This window comes from Siphonobacter sp. BAB-5405 (assembly GCF_002872335.1).
GTDB lineage: Bacteria > Bacteroidota > Bacteroidia > Cytophagales > Spirosomataceae > Siphonobacter.
In genome coordinates, this window is the sequence record NZ_NJAG01000019.1 from 52,321 (window position 1) to 70,233 (window position 17,913).

Below are 17,913 nucleotides of genomic sequence, written 5' to 3' on the forward strand. Positions count from 1 at the left end.
TACCCGGGCTGACAAAATGATTAAGATTGTGGTGGCGTGACTACTGGCGATTGAGCGTTAGCTTTGGCTGCGTCCTGAGCCGCTTTTTTCGCGTCATCTTCTGCCTTTTTCTGAGCGGCTTTGGCTGTGTCCTGAGCCGCTTTCAGATCCTTTTGAGATTGTTGCTCACGAGCCTCTGAATCGGCGAGTTTCTGACGAAGCTCATTTAGCTCTTTCTCTTTGGCCTCCTCGATCTCTTGTTTTTTCAAGTCGAGTTCAGATGGAACATCAGCCCCCTTGGTAGGCTCATGGAGAACCGTTACCTGAAAGCCCAGTGAACGGTGAGAAATAACCCCGTTGTTTTCAACAAAAGTATCCTCAAACTCTTCCGGCGTATAGCATTGCACTTCGGCAATCCCTTTCGCCCCTACTGTTACGTTCTGACCTTCTAGTTTACGCGTCACAGTCTGGCGTACCCAGAAACACTTCTTATCGAAGTTATCGGGCAGTTTCTGGAGCTTCTTGCTGTCTTTGTTCCCAAAGTTTTCTTCTTGCTTCGACATAATTGTAAAGTTCAGTTTCGATGGTTTCGAGCTTCTTAGCTATGTTTCCGTTGGACCCGAAGCTCACCAAGTCCCCGTTGTCGCGTTCGAATTGCCCCACGTAACGTGGAAAATTGGCTTTCAACTCATAATCCACGGTGCCTTGCGGAACGCTTTGCAAAGGCACATCAGGGTAAGGTTCAAGCAACTCAAGGAAGGTGAGCCGCTGTAATTCGTGATCGTTGTTGCGTGCTAACAGGTGTACGACGCGGCGGCGAAGTACTTCCAGCAGGAACATAGGCAGGCCCTTCTGCCGGGCATCCTGATACGCCGTTAACGCGTCCTGTAGGGTTTCAAGGTAGAATTCACGGCCATAGTTGACGGTGACCTTAACAAACTCAACCCCGTAGCGTAAGCGGCCAATTGTTTCCAGAATCCAGCGGTGCGTACGCTCCAGGTGTTCGGCCCAATAGATCAGTTTGTTGATACGGGCTTCGAACTGGCTTTGCACCTGGTCTTCGTTCAGGGCCTTGGTTTTATCCGGCTCCTGATCGTACCCCGTCAAAAAGTGAAACAACTCCTTTTTCAAAGAGTCGACCTTTTCGGTAATGTAGTCCAGCGTATCCCTGGGAAGCGTTACGAAACCAGCTGGCGCAGGTAGAGGATGTTCACCCGAACCGGGCTGACTGATCTTAAACGCGGTACCAGGCCCAGCAAAAGCATTTTGACAATCATTCGGGCACTTTTTAGACTTCGGCTGATTGTTCTCATCAAACCAAGCAATGGTGCCGCCCATGCAAGCCCCGTCATGATCCTTGTACGTACATTTCTCCTTCAAATACCAGAGATAAGGGTACGCGGCGTGCAAGTCCACATCTTCCTTGAAAACATCGGCCATTACTAGCCGATCCATGTCCGCCAATGCGTCAAAAAGTGGGGAGAGGCGGCGGATTCCTGCATCCCCGAATTGATCGTGCCAAATGAAATTCACTGGGCAATAACCCAGTGAATGTTCAATCTCACGCAGTAGTGTATACGTATCCTTACCCGCTTCGTCTTTCTCTTTCGAGAAAATCCGGAAGTGGCCTTCGTCAAAAGCCGCGAACCTGTCTTTGGCAACACTGAAAATACAGTACTCGATGCTTTTGTCGGGGTTCAGTCCAAGGTCAAAAACGTTGGAAATGGGCAGTAAGTAAGCATACGGTTCCGGATACTCACCGAACATCTGCGTTTCGGGCAAGTCAACGACTACCAACGAATTGCAACGTTCAAAAATCGCGTTGAAGACATCTTCCCTTACGAACGTTTCAATCTTCTTACTTCGAACGTATTCCCGGAAATCTTCGTCGGTTTCGGGCGTAGTGAACTCCCAGCCAATGAATCGGTCCTGAGCCTCGAAAACCCGGTTCAAATCATCCGAGGCACGGCTGATCTGACGACGGGTAGGAAGAGGGAACTGTAAAAGCTTGAAGAAAGCGGCTTGTTTACGCTTTTGGGTCAGAATGCCTTGAACGAGGCTTTTGAACTTAGGAGCATAAGACCCGGCCTCATCAAAGGTAGAGGCCGGGCGTGCATGAAATACGGTTCGCTCGTCATCACTCCCCGCTTGAAGAATCGCCGCTTGGTTCTTCGGCTTCTCCAGATACGTTTGCAGTTGTTGTGCTGAGCGTCTCACCGTTAAAATGTAGTTTCGATTCTTTGGGTAGCGACCATCCGCCTAGCCCAGTGATTTTTTGATACCGTAGGATAGCCTCTGCGTGTTCTCGGCTAAACTCATGCTTGTCCCCCTCGGGGTCTAAAGCAAGCTTTACACTGCCCTTTGCCATTACGCATTGATGAGAGCGTTTAAGGAGAACGGTGCTTTGTGAAAGGTCAACCCTTTCGACCACAGAGCAGGCAGGTTAAACCGCAGCGGGTAGTTAACAGCCTTACCCCGACCGCCAAGCGTAGGATCAGGAATGACCACGTTTTTCACCGGAATCGGTTTACCGCCGATAGATCCGATCTTATCGCCTTCGCAAAAGAGGTACATTCCTAAGCGAGTGGGGCTTGAAAGGGAAATCGACGCTCCCGTTAGTGAACGCAGAGCCTCAATCTGAGCGGATGAAGGCCCCATGATCTGGAACAGGCCCGAGCTGAATCCATACGATTCAACGATCGGCGTACCATCTGGCGTCGTACCATCATTGCCACCCGTTTGGTTAGGCTCAGCGGAAGTGATCGGGTCGCCTGCGTCCGAGAGGAATGGGGTCAACACGATCTTCTTAGCGTCTGTAGCAGTTAAAGCCGCCGTCCAAGCCGCTTCGGTAACGATGTTTACTTCGGTGAAAGGTGTGCCCAGCAACTGGAAAGCGATACGCATGACCTTTCCGGGAATAACTTCGCAGGCGTTGGCCGGTACCGTTGGGAGTGTAGTTAATCCAGGGCAATCGATTAAAGATGACATGCCAGCTATGGTTAGAAAAGTGAAAATGCGACTTTGGTAGGCTGGCTGCTGAAAAGAAGCGTTGACAGAACAATTTCCCGGAGTTTCGGGCAGACGTCGCTACCCGCCCTATGCCCCAGTGTTCAGCCAACCTTTGCCCGCGTGAAAAGCGGTTGGACAAAAGTAAGATATTGGACATTATTTCCAATATCCGTCCAAAAAAAATTTATGCTTGCGTTGCTCCGCCCTGTAAAACCCGTTTCCGGTACATACAAGTGTAGCGAATAGCGTCCAGAAGGTGATTATGTTTGTCGACCGGGGTTTTCGTTACGTATTCGCCCTGAGTTACGTAAACGTACTTATCCAGTTCATAACCAATGTGGAGGGATTCTTCCGTGTAGTAGTTATCCAAATCGTTCACGTCCGAAATACCCGTCTCGATACTGCCCTGAAACTTAGGGACCCCTACGATGTTAAAGCCGTAATCATCTCGCAATTCTTTGATCTTATCCGGACGGGCCGAATCAGCAACAATCAACTCACTGGTAATTCCGATAGCTCGCATACGTTCGGCCAATTGAGGCGTAGTCAGCTCAGGATCGTAAATGTGCTCTTTGTGGTGAGCCCGGTTCCCCCAGAAGCGGGATTGAACCAACGCCATCGGGTTATCGGTGTTCCACCCAAAGTCCAGCCCGTAGATTTCGACCTGGTACATGTCCATAAGCCGGGGAACAGTAGGCCATTTCGGGTAGATTGCCGTTTGTTCGTTACGCCCCGGATTCTGTTGGTATACGGCTTGGAAAGACGTCTTGGAGTTGCTCTCGGTTTCTTTGAGCTTTTCTAGCGAGTGCTTTTTCGGGTAAAGCGGCTCCCCTACTTCACGCTTATCATACTCCCGGATGTCCTCAGTCTTGACGGCTGGGAAAATAATCCACTCCCAGTTTTTCTCTTTTTTCATGAGCATACCGGGCAAGTCGTTCTCGGCCCAGCGAGTGTTCACGAGCAGAACCTGAGAGTCATTGTGCAGACGGGCTTTCGCTACTTCGTTCCACCATTCCCAGTTTCCAGAGAGAACCGCATCCGAACGGGCTTCGTCTGAACCCTTAATCAAGTCGTCAATGATCAGGACATCCACCGGGTTCCCGGTAATGCCCCCACCGCGGGGAATGGTACGAATAACGCCTTTGTGGCCGACGATTGACAGGGTCTTCGTGTTCTTCTCCTCCGCCGAGTCCATACGCCGCCCGGTTGCCAGTAAATTACCGTACACAGCCCGGTAAGGCTTGGAGAGCATTACGTTTTGAATGTATCGGTTAAACTGCGTGACCAGGTCTTTCCCGTACGCGGTAAGCAGAATATTCAGATTAGGATTTAGCCCAACCAAATGAGGAGGAAAATGGCGGGTGGATAATTCAGACTTCCCATGCTGAGGGGGCATCAATACACCCAATCGCTTGATCTTACCTTCAGCAAACAACTGCAAGCGGCTAGCAATGTAAACGTGAAAATCCTCAGGTACGTACCGAGGATTCATGTCCATCACAAACCGCAGATAATCTTTCGACCACTGACGACGCTTTAATTCCGCTAAAACCCTATTCGGGTCAATTCCCTTCAACGCCTCCAACTGCCGAGGCGAGAGCTTCGAGCTGCTCATCTGTCAATTTGCTTAAGTCAATATTCAGGCCCACTTTCCCGCCCGACTCGTCAATGATTCGTTTCGGGGCATCTATACCCAGCAGATTCGCTTCCCGCTCCATCAGTTTGGTATAAACCATCAAAAACCGTGGATCACCATTCGTTTCCTCGATGGTCAGTGACTGCTCACTGTCGGAAGGTAAAACCATGTTCTCACCCGTAGCTTTTCCTTTCGCGTCCGTCAATGGCACTTTCTTGCCCTTCGTTTTTGAATGCTTCTTGGTTTTGGCTTCCAAGGACTTTTCCCACCCCTTCATGGACTTTCTTTTCAAGTCCACTATTTCGGCAGCCTGACGAGCCTGCAATTCGGTTACATCGCGGTTTATCTGCTCTTTCCAATCCTCCCTGAGTTTGATAATGATCTTACGAATCATCGAACCCGTAAGCCCCAACTCCTGCCCGATCTGTTCCGAGGTCATCCCCATCCGGGCCATCTTTGCGATCTCTGCTTCCCGGGCCAGCTTCGTTGTCGCATTCAGTTTATTCGCCATTGCCAGTGTGAATTTTCATGAGGTGTGAGAATCAAACGTCTTTGGCCAGTTGACTGCTGTCCACCTTACCTGCCGCCCGGTTCCGTTCCCGCTGCGTATGAATTTTGCGAATACGGGCGATCTCATCACCGATCGGAAGACACTGCCACATCTGCAAAAGCGTGTAATAGACCACGCTATAGCGGAAAGCGTTCGGTGAGGTTTTGTGAATGGGCGTGACACCGTGCAGGATCTGTTGCCCGTCGAAAAGCATAACCGTGTTATTGGCACATTCGAATAAAAGATCAAATTCGGGGCAAGCCAGACCGCCACCCTGAACATCTTTTTTCAAAACCACCATGTTTGAAAGCACATTCTTCACGTTTCCCGCGTCGAAATGATACTTCAAGGGGTTGTTTCGGTTCACAATCCCGCTGGTAAACGGGGTGTCCTTAATCTTCCAGTCCGGACTAATCTTTTCATCGACGAAACCGGCATGCGTATTGAAGATATCGGGGAAGTACTCTTGATACAGGCGAGAGAGCTCCCTTCCAAAGTTCGCAATAAGTGCATGTTCGGAGGGGTGATTGTAAGCCATGCTCGTAGCTGAGCAGAAGTCCTTCCGGATCACGTTGCGGGGATTGTACCCGAAGATGGCCGATTCCGTAACCAATCCCGTTGTACGGGTATTCTTCTCATACTTGATTTTCCGCACAGCATGAAGTAAGGCCGCCGTATCAATATCAAGCTTTTTGTAGAGAATGCGGGGAACGCCGTTTTCGGTAACGAGTAAGTCGTGATTGATAAAAGTCGAACAATCCGATTCCAGTGCGGAACGCTTCTTGAACTGGGATAGCTCCAGTGGCTTTCTAAGTAGTTCCAGGGTTTTCATTTCCAAGCGAATTGAGGTACTGCCAGAACTCAGCCCTTACAACGTCCAAAGGCCGGTCATTGTCCATAACCAGCCGGGTGATACGCTTACGGGTGCATAAGTCGAAAAGCTTTAAAAGTGAATTGTGATTTTCCGCCCAGGTCTGTTCGTTCCACTTCCCGCCCCGACTCTTAATGCGAAGGCGATTGTTTGCTTTGGAGGTGCGGAGGAAAATCACGTGCAAGTGATGGTACTTCGAGTAGATATCCAGATCCTTGTGGCTTTGAAAATAAACCCCGGTAATGATGAGATTACCAGGGTAGTTTCTTAACCCATTCAGCAGGTCGGCTTTCGAGATGTTCTTTAACGCAACGTCAGCCCCATTCCTATCGCCCAACACCTGCCAACCGTTACTGTGTACGTAAAACCTTCCTTCCTGCCTTCCCTCACCCTGAATGATGCTACTCTTACCAATACCAAAATTGCCTGTCAGCAAAATGATATTACCTATCTTCATTTCCCTTCTCTCGGTAAAGCTCGATGAGTTTTAAAACGGTCGCACTGTTGTCCTCTTCAATCCCGTACCGTTCGCCTATCTCCGCTAAATCAGCTAAGACCTGCTTGTGTTGCTCCACGTCGAAATACAGGACAATCTGGCGAATAGCACCGTTGAGGTAAGAATCGGCCGACTGGCTTAAATCCCCTTGGTCGGTTTCTTTAGCTTCCGGGTCCGGAATTGCAGGTAGTTCAATGGCCGCCCAATCCAGAAGCAGATCCGCTTCCCATCCGTCCGTCCGCAGGGCTTCAAAATCCCATTCACCAGCTGAAGCGTTGTCCTTAACGATGAATTCACGTTCCTGTTCTGAAGTAAGTCCTTCAGCGATGATGATTGGAATCTCCTTCCATCCGGCCTCGACAGCGGCTTTATACCGCTGATTCCCGCCCAGAATCATCATTTTCGAATTTACGATGATCGGACGTAGACCCATCATTTCAGGAAATTCTTTCAACGATTGCACCAGGTTGTGGAAAGTTGTATCCTTAATGATGCGAGGGTTTAGTGGATTGGGTTGAATTGTAGGTAGCGGTACAACATGAATACCTACTTTTTGTGAAGCATTTTTCATACACCATTAAGAAAAACTGAACGGTATGCAATATACGCAATAATTTTGATAAAAAATGAATCCATTTGTTTTCCAAAAGACCGCCGTATATCTACTTCATTTGCCCCAGATTCGATTGTTTCCAAAAAGCAATACATCGGATCATCCCTATCGTAGATCGCAGCTTACAGATGAATTGTATGGTAGTGCAGAGGGGTAACGGTAGTATATACGTAAAAGAAAAAATGGAATTACAAAAAAAAAATTCGTCTTTTCTAAAATTTTTTTTGTAAAGTTTCGCGTGAAGAAATGTGGATAACTCGTTGAGAGCTAACGGTTTGCTTAAAAACTCCTTAAAAACCAAACAGTTGGGATATAAAAAACCCGTGCCTGCCCTATTGACACGCACCACTGTATTGATTAGTTTTGGGTGATTTATACGAGAAGTAGACTTCCTCAAACGTGAGGATTTAACTATAAAAATACAACCCGGTAGTTACGAGCTACCGGGATGTTTGTAGGGCCCTCTGCAATGGTTGAGGGATTTGTTCATCCTAATCTCGATGCAACGCTATGACGTATCAAGACGAAAGAGGAACGTTCATCCTTCGCTGGACTCGCCGTTTACGAGACGGTCGTGTTATCCGTGCGACGAATGGACACCCTTTTAAGATTTACATCACTAAATCTTAAGGGGAACCGGACGGGTGGTTGAATCCAGGATTCGACCCCCGTTTTTTTATTAACTTAACTGAAAATACGTGGAAATAGTTGCCATGCTAAGTGTTTTTTTCATCCTCATTGAGGGTTCGGGGGAATGCATGTACAATCAAAAATGGTGTAAAGATTAAACTTCGGCCCTAGTATTTTTCCCCTCTATCGTGCTCTGCAAATCGTTTTGCAAGATTACAACGAAAAATTTCATTAAACAATATTGACTTTGTAGTTTTTTTTGTGTTTGTAAACAGTATATATAAAGGATTATAGTATATATATTATAATATATAATAAAGAGCTTTGAAAATTTCTACAAATCGTAGTAAGAAAACAAGGATTCTCTACCGTAATTGAATCATTTCACCGTACACGAGGCATTCCGTTTGCAGATTTTCAGGCCTGCAAACGAAACCGGATTATGATTGATTAGAATTGGGCTTTCCAGAAGTCTGCTACCTGCTCCCACATATTTTCCAGCGTGGCGACCGCCTGCATTTCGGGCAGCTCAGCCAGATAATCCCGTTGAAGTACCAGCATTTGCCCCATCGCTCCAAAGAAGGCTTGCTTGGTCTGCTGGAGCTGGGCAGGATGCAAATCTTCTTCCTTTACCCCTGCCCGTCCCAAGTACAGTTTCCACTGGTATTCCAGGTTATGCTCTGGGGATTCATCGGTAACTGCCAGCAATTTGAGTTTAGGGCTAAGGCCCGCATCCCGTACCGCAAGCAAGACTTTGCCCCGGCTATCAATCGGGCCTTGTACAGTACCATCGATAATGGTGTGAAGGATATCCCCCGTAAAGACTAATCCGGCCTTTTGGATAGCTGCTGTAAAAGCTGCCCCGTCTTTCTCCACGTCGATGGGAGAAAGGAAAGTAATTTGAACGTGGTAGTTCATGCTTGGTGTTTATTAGAAAATAAGTTGTGGTTTGATTGGTAGAGTCCCGTGCAAAAATTTTGCACGGGACTTGGTTAGAAACCTTCCGGCATCTCCCGGATTTGAAGTGAAGCCGGCCATTCGTCTATATTCCCCCCGTGTCGATCCTGTAGCTTCAGCTGCTTTGCCAGGTGCGTTCCCAATTGCTTGACGAATACCGGTACATCTGCGAGCATGCAATCATGAACAATGTTTGTTATCCAGCTAAACTCGCAGGGGCGATAGAGATACTTGCCGTTTTCGTTCCCTGATTCACCCCCAACGATTACCCATCCAATCAAATCCTTAACCTTGTTAGCGTAATCTACAGACTCGTTGAGCGGCAGGGAGACAGGGCCATGAAGCGGCTCTAGGGACAGAAATCGTAATTGTGCAGGTGCCGCAATCAGATCATAAACCCTGTGTATGCTTTTCTGGGAGCCAATAGAAGTGCCTAACTAGACATTTTTAGGAGCGTTGCCGTTTACCCAATGGCGTAACATCAATTCCGCAAACACAGCATTATTGTCAATGGCTAGTTTCAAAGCTTGTTGCAAGCATTTCCATATTCTTTCCGGTCTTTTCGTAAGGATTTGAAACGTATGCTGCGGGCACTGAGCTATGATTTGAAAGGCCTCCCAGCGGTAAGTATCAATATCCGGATGAAAGAAGTCCGTCAGCGACGAAGTAAAAATCAGCGACGGTTCTTTCAAGCGTAACGGCAGGTTAAAAACCGATTTGGTGCGTACGACCTCTTTGGGCTGGTAGCGGGTCTCGTTGAAGCTTTCCCGGTACATGTAACAATACTTGCAATCCTCATCGACTTTGGTACAGCCGCGGGCGACATTCCAGGTGGCAGTGGCCCACTGAATTTTTGAGTTAGTTGCCATTTTGAAAAATATTTCGGTACGCGTGAACTAAACTTTTGCTGAAATCCTTTACTCCTCGTGGCTACCAAAGCCGAACACATTGGCGAAAGCCTGAAGACGAGTATGTGGTGGAAATGGAAGACACGGCAGTTTACCAAACTGCTGCCCTTCGAAGGGTTTGCGGGTTCGAATCCCGTCACGCATTGTACCCCTGATCTAATCCGTCAGGGGTTTGTTTTTTTAATTGGTACAAAACCCATCCGCTTGACATCCAGTCCCAGTACCATAATGAAAGTCCTGCTGCAACCCCAAGCGAGAGATTTGTAAGAGTGAGTAATCATCGTCAAGCCTATTGTAAACCATGTCTTCGTGAATAGCACCCCAGTACATGATAGCCGGATTCGTTTCGAAATTCTTCCTCTTCTGCTGAGGGTGCTTCCAAAAGCAAAACTGACAATTCGAGTCTTCCGGAAATACGATCGGTTTGTCTCGCCAGAACCTTTGCACAGTCGGGTGCATGATGCGGTCTTCAATGAGTGGAAACTTGCCCGTACGCCACTCAAACTCCTCCCACCGATTCACCCATCGATCTACTTTTTTAGTTACCTGATGATCGCATCGCAGGACCGCCCGGTAATTGGTTGTGAATCGTTCCTGCCTTTCCATCTCATCGTAACGAAAACCAATACGCATTTCGACAGGTAATTCAGTACGCAGGTAGAGGTACTCGAAAATGGGCTGCATCTTCATTTGATGCGTACAGAACCGGGTTCTCCGGTTGGGGAGGTACTTCTTTTTCTCAATCAGTTCCTCAAACCCTATCCCCCGCACCCAGATAATTTCCCGTCCAATCATCTGCTCCAAATCCATGATGACCTTGAGCGTTTTTGGGTCCTCGGCCGTAGCCCTGAACTCGGGCCACTGGGAGGAGGTCTTTTGCAATTTTTCATTGACGAATCGTTTGATGGCTGGATCAATCCTTCCTCCAGCGTTGTGACAGTCGATACAGACTAGAGCGAAGATTTCTATGTTTGCCGGGTAATGCACAGCCAGGTACGAGCTGGTTTTACCTCCGGATAGGCTATTGACGGTTGTCATATCAGCACCGTTTCTTTTTGAAGTAATCAAAGAAGGCCGACCAGATGCCCTTTTCGTAAAAGCCCCAGACCCGCTTTCGCTTTCCCATCCAAACGAGCGTTACCGCTGGCTTTTCATCGATGAGCTCTACCCGGTGGATGTGTTTGGCGGGACGGTAGAGAATCATCCCGGGCCAAATCCGTCGACGGCTCTTAGGCGTTTCGTCGATGTAGCCCCGCCAGAGTACCCAGGTTACAAAATCCCAAGGGTGATCGTGCAAATCGACGTGGTCAGAGCGGTGAAAAATGTGCAGACAGAGCTGCCAGTTCTTTCGCTCGATGAGCGTGTACCGAGTGAGGTACGGGGAGTTTGAATCCCCCCGACCTTCACATCCGGTGATGATGGTCTTTTTCACCGCCCACCCCCTTCCGATGAATGAAGCACTTTACCGATCGCAGGAAGATTCTGATTAACAAGGCTAACTACCTGATCGTGGTATTCTGAAGGCTTGTTTTTGAAGCCTCTGGACTGGATTATTTTCAGATTATTGAGCGAAATTTCTACTGTCTCTACGGGCTTACCATCTATCCGGGCAGATAGAATTAACGAATTCTCATTTTGATAATAACCTGATGAAAAAACGCAGTGACGTAGTACATCGCCTTCGGTTATAAACTCATCTACCGACTCCAGTACCTTTACCGTAATATCGCCATTACTAAATTCTAGTCCGAAAAACTTTGCTTTTGCCTTTACGTATGCTTCCCGATGATTAACAGCTTTTTTACGTTGTTGAGTTAACGTTAGTTGACGCTGATGCTCCCTTTTTTTATCAACGAGTTTGTCATGGGAAACAACCAGATCAACCGGGCACACGAAATGACTATTCAAGAGGTCTTTTTGAAAGTCACGAAGCATTTTTATGTAATCCACCCAAAGGGTACCATCAGAAACGATGTAATGGTTTCGAATACAAATTTTAACGCTCGGCCAAAGGCCCATTCCAGAAAGTATTTTGTCAGGAGCGTTCCACTGAAAAATGTACTGCAGTAAGCCAGTCTGACCAGCCTTCAATAGCGTTTCTACCTCACTATCCCGTAAAAGACCACAGAAAAAATTCACGGGCGATATACCGTAAAAATCTCCAGTAAACCCGTTTCTCTTTAGAGAGGGAATAACCCGTTGACGTGGATATACTTTATCTGCATGAATTGCACTTCTAAGAGTTGCATTACGACTAGCAGTAGTCGTTAGCCGCAAATGCCCACCAGCCGTCCACGAATCAATGTATCCATTCATAGGATTGGTGGGACAGGAAATCAGGCAAAATTTACCTTCAGGTGTAATCCAATGTTGCATTACCTCCATCACGTGAGACTCAGCTGGTTTGCCAACCTTACCCCACTTCCGGACGTAAAACATACGAACTACCTGCAGGTCCTCAACCGTAGTCAGAATTGCGTAGTAAGCGGCTTGGAAATCTCTATGGAGCCTAGTTTCAACTTTATTAAGGGAACAACTGCATTTAGAACAGACAAAATTTGAACATTCAGCGGTATTAGCAACGATCCAAGTATTGCCGCATTCAAGACAGTTGACTTTGTGTTTCGTCACCAAAGCTCGTTTTTCCAAACAATTAGCAATACCCCAAGCCTTTTGAGCAGGCGTGATGGGTTTGATTTTATTAATCAACGAAACGACTCGTTTTTCAAGCTTAGTTTTCGGCTTCATGACTAGAAAAGGGATAATTCGTTGGAAGTAGCTTTTTTCTGAGCGGCGGTTTCGGCCCGTTTTTTCAACTGGGCCTGCTTTTCGGCGACGGCTTTATCAAACGCGGCTTGCTTCGCCTTTTCCTTCTCCTCTTCCGTCAGCTCTACTACGTGGTTGACGACTACTCGTGCATTGATGGGCTTACCTACTTCGATTTGATCTTCATCGTAGTAGTGCATCGCCATTCCGAAAATCTCATCATCTGCAAAGCCAACGCAACCCGATGCTTTCACTTGATTGAGAATGTAAGTGCAACAGTCGTCGATATTCTTCCCAGGCTTTGCGAAGGTTTCAGCGAAAAGAGAATCCTTTTGGGCCTGACTTTCCAGGAAATTGCGAATAGCAACTTTGAAGAGGTCGGAAACTTTTGCCGACTCAGGCTTTGCTACGGTTACTGTTTTATTTTTGCTCATGGTTCAGACGCTTAAAAATCAGGAAGTAGGAATGAAACTTGCGGGCGTGATTCTGCTTTTTAACAGCCCCTAGGAAACGGTTTCGGGCAATCAGGATGAACATATCCACCCAGCGAAAACCGGACTCTTCGGCCATGTCCATCACTTCTTTGTGAATGGCGTAATTCATGCGGCCGTGACACTGATCCTGACATTTCACAATTAATACCCCTCCTCGTTTCAGGACCCGAGCGAACTCTTTAATACTCGACCGATAGTGTTCCCGTAGTTGGGTCATTGATCGGTACCCGCCGTACTTCCGGTCCATCACGTACGTTTCGCTTTGAACGTGGTTTGAGACGACAAACGGCGGATCAAACATCAGGGAACGGATAGACTTCGTTTTGAGAGGCAACGCCCGGGAATCAGCTTGTATCGCTTCGGCTTTCTTCGGAGCGATGTCGAAACAGTGCTCGGGCCTCGGAATCGTTTGGTAAAAACCGCCGTAGCCGTAGGTCGCGTCGCAGTCAATCCCCCGGGGACAATGCAGCTCGAGTATATCCCGTAGCATTTGATCCTGATCGTACCCGACCGACATGATAGTTTTGTAGTCGAGGGAAAGTTGAACCCCTTTCATTTCAGCCCCCCTTCCGGCAGAACCTGCCCTTTGATTTTTGCATAGGTTCGATTGAGAAGCTCCCAAACCTTATCGTCTTTGAACCTGAAATGACCCGTACCCTTTTTGAAAACTTTGACCTCGAAGAATCCCCAATCGTACCAGTGATTTGTAATGAAGTTATTGAAGCTAGGTACCTCTTTCCCGGTCATTTTTAGGTAGGGATAGGATACTGGCCAGGGCTTATCGTGTTTGGGGCAACCCTTCTCCTTCCATTCCTGCAAATGTTTCTCATCATCAGCTGTGACCTTTGCCAAATCTGCTGCAGAAAGCGAAGCCCGGCGTATGTTGGGAATAGCATCGAAGTTGGTACCAGTGATAAAACAGAGGGCTTTGACCAGGTCCGTAATTTCCTTGTAGTTCCGCCGATCGGTTTCAATTTCAATCTTACCGGATATCCAATTAACCGACGTCAACCCGTTGATGATAAACTTTTTATTAAGCAAATGGCCTTCGTTGGTTTTCCACCCTTCCACCCCGTAGCGGTTTTCGTGGGTGTGTTGAGTGAAGTTATCGACCGCCTCGACGATGGCCTTTTGCATCGTCTGACCCCGTGTGGCGATGATGATTTCAAACATCCGGTAGATGTTCTTAATTGTGAAGGGAAGCTTCTTTTGGGAGTCAATGAACTTATTCAAATCCTTCAAAACCCCTTCCGTCACATACTTTCCTACCTCCAGTTTGGCAAACACATGCTGCCAGGACTGCATCTGTAAACGCTTCAGGAAAAGCTCTTTCGACAGGTCGGTACCGTCTTCGGAGTTTAAACGAATGCTAGCGGAAACACGACCTCCGGACGTACCTACGAGTTCATTCAATTCCCGCCGTACCGTCTCGAACCGATCAAAGCATTTCGCCGCTGCTACATATCGCTGAACCGTTGCCCGGATTTCATCGTAACGCATCAGGCCGTTTTCCTGCGGCTCCTCATCCGCATCGAGGTAAAACCCTTCAAAATCGGTTGATTCACTGACCACGGGTTTATACAACTTGATCAGGCCGATGTCAATTCCGGTAGTACGGTCAGCTCGGGTAAATACATCACCCAGATTTGAAGCCATCCCGTAGTTGTCAATAAGCTTTCCTACCTGACCACGGTACATATTGTATGTATTACTGATCGTCTGATAGTTACACAGAGCGATGATTTCACATCCTTCCGGGGCAATCTCCCAGGCGTGAAGAATATGTCGGTCAGCGTTGCTAAAAGGCGGATTCATGACAATCATGTCGATGTGACTCACGTCTATAGCTTTCACCGTAAAGAAATCCCCTGCGATCACGTCACATTTTAAACTCACCATCCGACGCAGATCAGGATCTTTCTCGCAAGCCAGAATTCCTGTTGCCCCATTCTTTTTCAGGTAGCCAACGATGTGACCAACACCAGCGGAAGGTTCGAGGACAATCTTTCCGTGACAGCCTACTTCCATGCTGTCAAAAACGCCCTCGGGAGTGGGGTAATATTCAATATCAAACAGATTCACTTTCCACCCCCTTCCTGTACCAAGTACTCAATCTTGATTTTAACCAAGTGCTCACCCTTCCGTACCGTGTTGGGTAACTGTTCGCGGCGTAGTAAGGCTTCGGCCTGCGTGGTCCCGATCGTATCGAGCAGAACGGTTTGCCCTTTCGGGTGGGTGGCGTCCGTAACCACGGCCCACCCCTCAGCTGAGTGCGTTTTCATTGCTCACCCCCTTCCACTTCTACAGCCAGGAAGCGAACAACCCCATCCGGGCCGACTGTCATCGGCATGCCGTATTTGATAAAGAGACTATTTGCATCCAGCCAAAACATGGCGTGTTTAGCTTCATGCGTATAATCCATTGAAAGCGAAATAGTAAGCAGGTTATGAAACATCCGCAGCGTGGATTCCTGTTGGTCCATGGCCGCAATACGATTCGCCTCTAATTCGGGTACCTCTTGCCAAAGGGATTTATCCAGTACCGCTTTCATAGATTCCTGAAGACGGGCGGCAAAATTGCGGACGGTCTGATTATAGACTGAGGTACCTTTCAGTTCGTCTATCTTGTCAATTAGAAATTGCATAGCCGTCGTGGCTTCAAGAGCCATTACCAGTTCATGCAGATTTAAAGATTCCGTAAAAACAGGCTGAGCGACCTGCTTTTTAGGCTTGGGCTTGATGAAATTGGCTTTTCTCATTTTGCACCTCCCTTCCCGAAACCGTTGGTCAGAACGGTGTAATACAAGCGAATAAGCCACACGCCGCCGAATCCGGTTACGGATTGCAGGGCAAGAACAACTACTGATTTCATAGATTGATTATGTATTAATTGATTAAAAAGGGTACTCTACTTATTCCGCGTCAATAAGGGTAATCGTGGTTTTTTGCTGACTGCGTTCCTTGCGGGGAATGATCACGTTACGATACTCTCGCTGGACAATGATCTTAGGAGAATCGTCTTTGATGACTCCGGCCAGAACGATGGCATCGGTTAAGCATTTCCCAGTAGCAGTCAGGTTTTCAAAATCCATTTCCGGGCCTATGGAATACCGGGTAAGGATGAACTTTACTTTGCCAGGGTGTCTGTTTCGGGTTTGATAAGTGACCGTCCACTGGTACCGATCGCGGCGTTTCTTGTACGCATGATGGTTTTCCCGTTTGAGTCCTTTTGATCCATTCAGGCCCGGAATAACCTCCATGATGGTGATGGTAGTCGTCATTTTCGTAAATCCCCGATTTCGTCAGGAAACGCCAACTGATTAAACATTTCCCGCATCCGGCTTCTGACTCTGGGCCCGTATATGGCTTCGATCTGGTCTGGGTCGAGGTTGGTAGTAATGTGAATCCGGCCTTTCAGATCAGGACGATTGTAGGCTTTCTGAATCACCTCAGCCATTACGTTTCGTCGGTTTCCGTAGTTGGAAGAGGTTTCTTCCGTTCCCAGATCATCGTAACACCATCCGTACTGCGTATCCCCGTTGAACGGGTTCGGTCTGCCTTTTGCTGGAGTAGCATACTTTTCCAAAGCTTCAACCCCGTCTTGCGTGTAAGCGTCTGAAATATCAGAGCAGGGAACCAGTAGAAAAGCCGCTGACGGATTCGTACGAACTGCTTTCATGGTGTAGGTTTTTCCACAACCAATACCCCCGAAAATGATTAGTCCCTTTTCCAGATCCAACCCGTACCCCTCTGCCCGGTAATCTTTGCTGAAATACAAGGCCAGTGCTTTGATGATGTCTTTGTTGGCCTCAGTGATTCGGAGCGGGAACCCGCATGCCCTGGCATTTTGCTGAATCCACCGAAAGTACTCCTCAGCGGTAACTTTGGGATAGTGAATGTCCCGGAAACAATACGCTGCGTAATTCTGGCGATTAATCAGAGCGGCTTTTTCCTTTCGGACCTCCTTGCGAACCTCATCCATGGCAGTCAGGTAAGGGAAATTTTGAAAGAGGTCTTTCTGTTTGGCCTTTACCTTTAGGAAAATAGCCCGGTCTCCCTGATCTAATGTCACGTCCTTCGCTTCGATCGGATTATAACTTCTTATCAAACCGCTTTGACGTGGAGGGCGGAACACCGGGAGGCTTGAGCCCTGCGTATTTAGCTCCACCGAATTGTTTTTTTGAATAACCTGCTGAATCGTTTTCATTGCCTTTTCCGTCGATTTGGTCTCGTTTTTTGGGGAGGTAGGTTTTCAGCCAATCCCGAAAATTCGATTTCATGTCATTGTCGTCTTTCCAGCGGGGAACCTGACTTTTCAATCTTTCACCTTCGATGAATTCGTTAAGCACACTGGGAAATTCCGGATAAACGTCGAGTAGGTTGTTTGCCTTGATTCCCCGCATCGCCAACACCTGGCACATGTCGTTAGAACTGATTCCGTCGTAAACCTTTTGCCATACTTCCGGCAAAAAGGGGGCCGCCGCAACCGGGGTTTGTTTTTGAATACCTTCCGCTTTTTTTGAAAGATAATTTTCTGAAAAATCGCTTTCGTCCTCGCTTTGGTTGGTAGGTTGGTAGGGATGTTTTATTGTTTTATTTAAATGGGTTTCGTTGGCGGTTTCGGGTCCGGTTTCGTCTGCGGTTCTATCTGGAACCTCATTCGGTACCGCATTCATACCCTTTGCGGTTCTACCTAATACCGCACCCGGCACCGCAGAGCCCACAAAAAACTTAGCTTTAGCATAGTCGCCACGACCCTCTTTAAGCGTAATAAAACGGTTCTCAACTAACCAACGACGGCACTCCAGATAATTCTTTTTGCCCAAGCGAACCTTACTAATCAAGCGGTCGTATTCAATCTCAACCTCTCTCCACTTGTTACGATTGACTGAATCCAGGACGGCGAAAAACAGACTGGCATGGTCTCCCTTATACCCTTCCAGGTATGGAGCTTCATCCCAAAAACTGTTGATGATTTCGATATAATTAAACCCCGCCATGCCTT

At 47.7% G+C, this 17,913-nt stretch carries 20 protein-coding genes, 1 tRNA gene and 1 pseudogene; 1 reads left to right on the forward strand and 21 read right to left on the reverse strand.

Annotated features, from left to right (window positions below):
- Positions 1-20: 20 nt before the first annotated feature.
- From BWI97_RS15770 to BWI97_RS28360, 10 genes and pseudogenes are all read right to left on the reverse strand, one after another.
- Entirely contained in the window at positions 21-542 is a 522-nt protein-coding gene (locus BWI97_RS15770; RefSeq protein ID WP_102201699.1) for a hypothetical protein, read from the reverse strand.
- Positions 478-2,196 (reverse strand): hypothetical protein, encoded by a 1,719-nt coding sequence (locus BWI97_RS15775; protein ID WP_102201700.1) that lies wholly within the window; start codon positions 2,194-2,196, stop codon positions 478-480. The genes BWI97_RS15770 and BWI97_RS15775 overlap by 65 nt, the downstream gene beginning before the upstream one ends.
- 150 nt (positions 2,197-2,346) lie before the next feature.
- Positions 2,347-2,967, reverse strand: coding sequence for a hypothetical protein (locus BWI97_RS15780; RefSeq protein WP_146010956.1), 621 nt, complete (start codon positions 2,965-2,967; stop codon positions 2,347-2,349).
- 205 nt (positions 2,968-3,172) lie between these two features.
- Positions 3,173-4,603 (reverse strand): terminase large subunit, encoded by a 1,431-nt coding sequence (locus BWI97_RS15785; protein WP_146010957.1) that lies wholly within the window; start codon positions 4,601-4,603, stop codon positions 3,173-3,175.
- Complete coding sequence (locus tag BWI97_RS15790; RefSeq protein ID WP_102201706.1) at positions 4,551-5,135, reverse strand: hypothetical protein; 585 nt, start codon at positions 5,133-5,135, stop codon at positions 4,551-4,553. Before BWI97_RS15790 ends, BWI97_RS15785 begins: the two co-directional genes overlap by 53 nt.
- Positions 5,136-5,166: 31 nt before the next feature.
- Positions 5,167-6,006: a hypothetical protein gene (locus BWI97_RS15795; protein WP_102201708.1), complete on the reverse strand. Its 840-nt coding sequence runs from the start codon at positions 6,004-6,006 to the stop codon at positions 5,167-5,169.
- The gene (locus BWI97_RS15800; RefSeq protein ID WP_102201710.1) at positions 5,984-6,502 is read right to left on the reverse strand and encodes a hypothetical protein; all 519 of its coding nucleotides are present in this window, start codon (positions 6,500-6,502) and stop codon (positions 5,984-5,986) included. Before BWI97_RS15800 ends, BWI97_RS15795 begins: the two co-directional genes overlap by 23 nt.
- The gene (locus tag BWI97_RS15805) at positions 6,489-7,112 is read right to left on the reverse strand and encodes a ParB N-terminal domain-containing protein (RefSeq protein ID WP_102201712.1); all 624 of its coding nucleotides are present in this window, start codon (positions 7,110-7,112) and stop codon (positions 6,489-6,491) included. Before BWI97_RS15805 ends, BWI97_RS15800 begins: the two co-directional genes overlap by 14 nt.
- A 1,122-nt stretch (positions 7,113-8,234) precedes the next feature.
- Positions 8,235-8,702, reverse strand: a complete 468-nt coding sequence (locus BWI97_RS15810; protein WP_102201714.1) for a hypothetical protein — start codon at positions 8,700-8,702, stop codon at positions 8,235-8,237.
- Between the two features lie 74 nt (positions 8,703-8,776).
- A pseudogene (locus BWI97_RS28360) lies at positions 8,777-9,610 on the reverse strand (DUF5131 family protein).
- A 98-nt stretch (positions 9,611-9,708) separates the two neighbouring features.
- Here BWI97_RS28360 and BWI97_RS15825 point away from each other — a divergent pair.
- A tRNA-Gly gene (locus tag BWI97_RS15825) sits at positions 9,709-9,795 on the forward strand.
- 34 nt (positions 9,796-9,829) lie between these two features.
- On the opposite strand, the gene BWI97_RS15830 is transcribed toward BWI97_RS15825, so the two are convergent.
- The 11 genes from BWI97_RS15830 to BWI97_RS15880 form a co-directional block, all read right to left on the reverse strand.
- Positions 9,830-10,687, reverse strand: coding sequence for a hypothetical protein (locus tag BWI97_RS15830; RefSeq protein ID WP_102201720.1), 858 nt, complete (start codon positions 10,685-10,687; stop codon positions 9,830-9,832).
- A gap of 1 nt (position 10,688) precedes the next feature.
- Positions 10,689-11,081 carry a hypothetical protein gene (locus BWI97_RS15835; protein ID WP_102201722.1) on the reverse strand — a complete coding sequence of 131 codons (393 nt, stop codon included), beginning with the start codon at positions 11,079-11,081 and terminating at the stop codon, positions 10,689-10,691.
- Positions 11,078-12,397 (reverse strand): PcfJ domain-containing protein, encoded by a 1,320-nt coding sequence (locus BWI97_RS15840; RefSeq protein WP_102201724.1) that lies wholly within the window; start codon positions 12,395-12,397, stop codon positions 11,078-11,080. The genes BWI97_RS15835 and BWI97_RS15840 overlap by 4 nt, the downstream gene beginning before the upstream one ends.
- 2 nt (positions 12,398-12,399) lie before the next feature.
- Positions 12,400-12,849 carry a PcfK-like family protein gene (locus tag BWI97_RS15845; protein WP_102201726.1) on the reverse strand — a complete coding sequence of 150 codons (450 nt, stop codon included), beginning with the start codon at positions 12,847-12,849 and terminating at the stop codon, positions 12,400-12,402.
- On the reverse strand, positions 12,836-13,465 hold the full coding sequence (locus BWI97_RS15850; RefSeq protein ID WP_102201728.1) for a hypothetical protein: 630 nt from the start codon (positions 13,463-13,465) through the stop codon (positions 12,836-12,838). The genes BWI97_RS15845 and BWI97_RS15850 overlap by 14 nt, the downstream gene beginning before the upstream one ends.
- Positions 13,462-14,991: a DUF4942 domain-containing protein gene (locus tag BWI97_RS15855; protein WP_102201730.1), complete on the reverse strand. Its 1,530-nt coding sequence runs from the start codon at positions 14,989-14,991 to the stop codon at positions 13,462-13,464. The genes BWI97_RS15850 and BWI97_RS15855 overlap by 4 nt, the downstream gene beginning before the upstream one ends.
- Positions 14,988-15,191, reverse strand: coding sequence for a hypothetical protein (locus BWI97_RS15860; protein WP_102201731.1), 204 nt, complete (start codon positions 15,189-15,191; stop codon positions 14,988-14,990). The genes BWI97_RS15855 and BWI97_RS15860 overlap by 4 nt, the downstream gene beginning before the upstream one ends.
- On the reverse strand, positions 15,188-15,667 hold the full coding sequence (locus BWI97_RS15865) for a hypothetical protein (RefSeq protein WP_102201733.1): 480 nt from the start codon (positions 15,665-15,667) through the stop codon (positions 15,188-15,190). The genes BWI97_RS15860 and BWI97_RS15865 overlap by 4 nt, the downstream gene beginning before the upstream one ends.
- 153 nt (positions 15,668-15,820) lie before the next feature.
- Complete coding sequence (locus tag BWI97_RS15870) at positions 15,821-16,189, reverse strand: hypothetical protein (RefSeq protein ID WP_102201735.1); 369 nt, start codon at positions 16,187-16,189, stop codon at positions 15,821-15,823.
- Entirely contained in the window at positions 16,186-17,016 is an 831-nt protein-coding gene (locus BWI97_RS15875) for an AAA family ATPase (RefSeq protein ID WP_146010958.1), read from the reverse strand. The genes BWI97_RS15870 and BWI97_RS15875 overlap by 4 nt, the downstream gene beginning before the upstream one ends.
- Positions 17,000-17,908: a hypothetical protein gene (locus BWI97_RS15880; RefSeq protein WP_102201739.1), complete on the reverse strand. Its 909-nt coding sequence runs from the start codon at positions 17,906-17,908 to the stop codon at positions 17,000-17,002. The genes BWI97_RS15875 and BWI97_RS15880 overlap by 17 nt, the downstream gene beginning before the upstream one ends.
- Positions 17,909-17,913 lie beyond the last annotated feature (5 nt).

Excerpts from the sequence above, each read along its gene's own strand:
- BWI97_RS15785 (WP_146010957.1), bottom strand. The coding sequence starts at position 4,603 with ATGAGCAGCTCGAAGCTCTCGCCTCGGCAGTTGGAGGCGTTGAAGGGA.
- BWI97_RS15840 (WP_102201724.1), bottom strand. The coding sequence starts at position 12,397 with ATGAAGCCGAAAACTAAGCTTGAAAAACGAGTCGTTTCGTTGATTAAT.
- BWI97_RS15790 (WP_102201706.1), bottom strand. The coding sequence starts at position 5,135 with ATGGCGAATAAACTGAATGCGACAACGAAGCTGGCCCGGGAAGCAGAG.
- BWI97_RS15795 (WP_102201708.1), bottom strand. The coding sequence starts at position 6,006 with ATGAAAACCCTGGAACTACTTAGAAAGCCACTGGAGCTATCCCAGTTC.
- BWI97_RS15860 (WP_102201731.1), bottom strand. The coding sequence starts at position 15,191 with ATGAAAACGCACTCAGCTGAGGGGTGGGCCGTGGTTACGGACGCCACC.
- BWI97_RS15800 (WP_102201710.1), bottom strand. The coding sequence starts at position 6,502 with ATGAAGATAGGTAATATCATTTTGCTGACAGGCAATTTTGGTATTGGT.
- BWI97_RS15880 (WP_102201739.1), bottom strand. The coding sequence starts at position 17,908 with ATGGCGGGGTTTAATTATATCGAAATCATCAACAGTTTTTGGGATGAA.
- BWI97_RS15780 (WP_146010956.1), bottom strand. The coding sequence starts at position 2,967 with ATGTCATCTTTAATCGATTGCCCTGGATTAACTACACTCCCAACGGTA.
- BWI97_RS15830 (WP_102201720.1), bottom strand. The coding sequence starts at position 10,687 with ATGACAACCGTCAATAGCCTATCCGGAGGTAAAACCAGCTCGTACCTG.
- BWI97_RS15850 (WP_102201728.1), bottom strand. The coding sequence starts at position 13,465 with ATGAAAGGGGTTCAACTTTCCCTCGACTACAAAACTATCATGTCGGTC.
- BWI97_RS15810 (WP_102201714.1), bottom strand. The coding sequence starts at position 8,702 with ATGAACTACCACGTTCAAATTACTTTCCTTTCTCCCATCGACGTGGAG.
- BWI97_RS15770 (WP_102201699.1), bottom strand. The coding sequence starts at position 542 with ATGTCGAAGCAAGAAGAAAACTTTGGGAACAAAGACAGCAAGAAGCTC.
- BWI97_RS15845 (WP_102201726.1), bottom strand. The coding sequence starts at position 12,849 with ATGAGCAAAAATAAAACAGTAACCGTAGCAAAGCCTGAGTCGGCAAAA.
- BWI97_RS15805 (WP_102201712.1), bottom strand. The coding sequence starts at position 7,112 with ATGAAAAATGCTTCACAAAAAGTAGGTATTCATGTTGTACCGCTACCT.
- BWI97_RS15865 (WP_102201733.1), bottom strand. The coding sequence starts at position 15,667 with ATGAGAAAAGCCAATTTCATCAAGCCCAAGCCTAAAAAGCAGGTCGCT.
- BWI97_RS15870 (WP_102201735.1), bottom strand. The coding sequence starts at position 16,189 with ATGACGACTACCATCACCATCATGGAGGTTATTCCGGGCCTGAATGGA.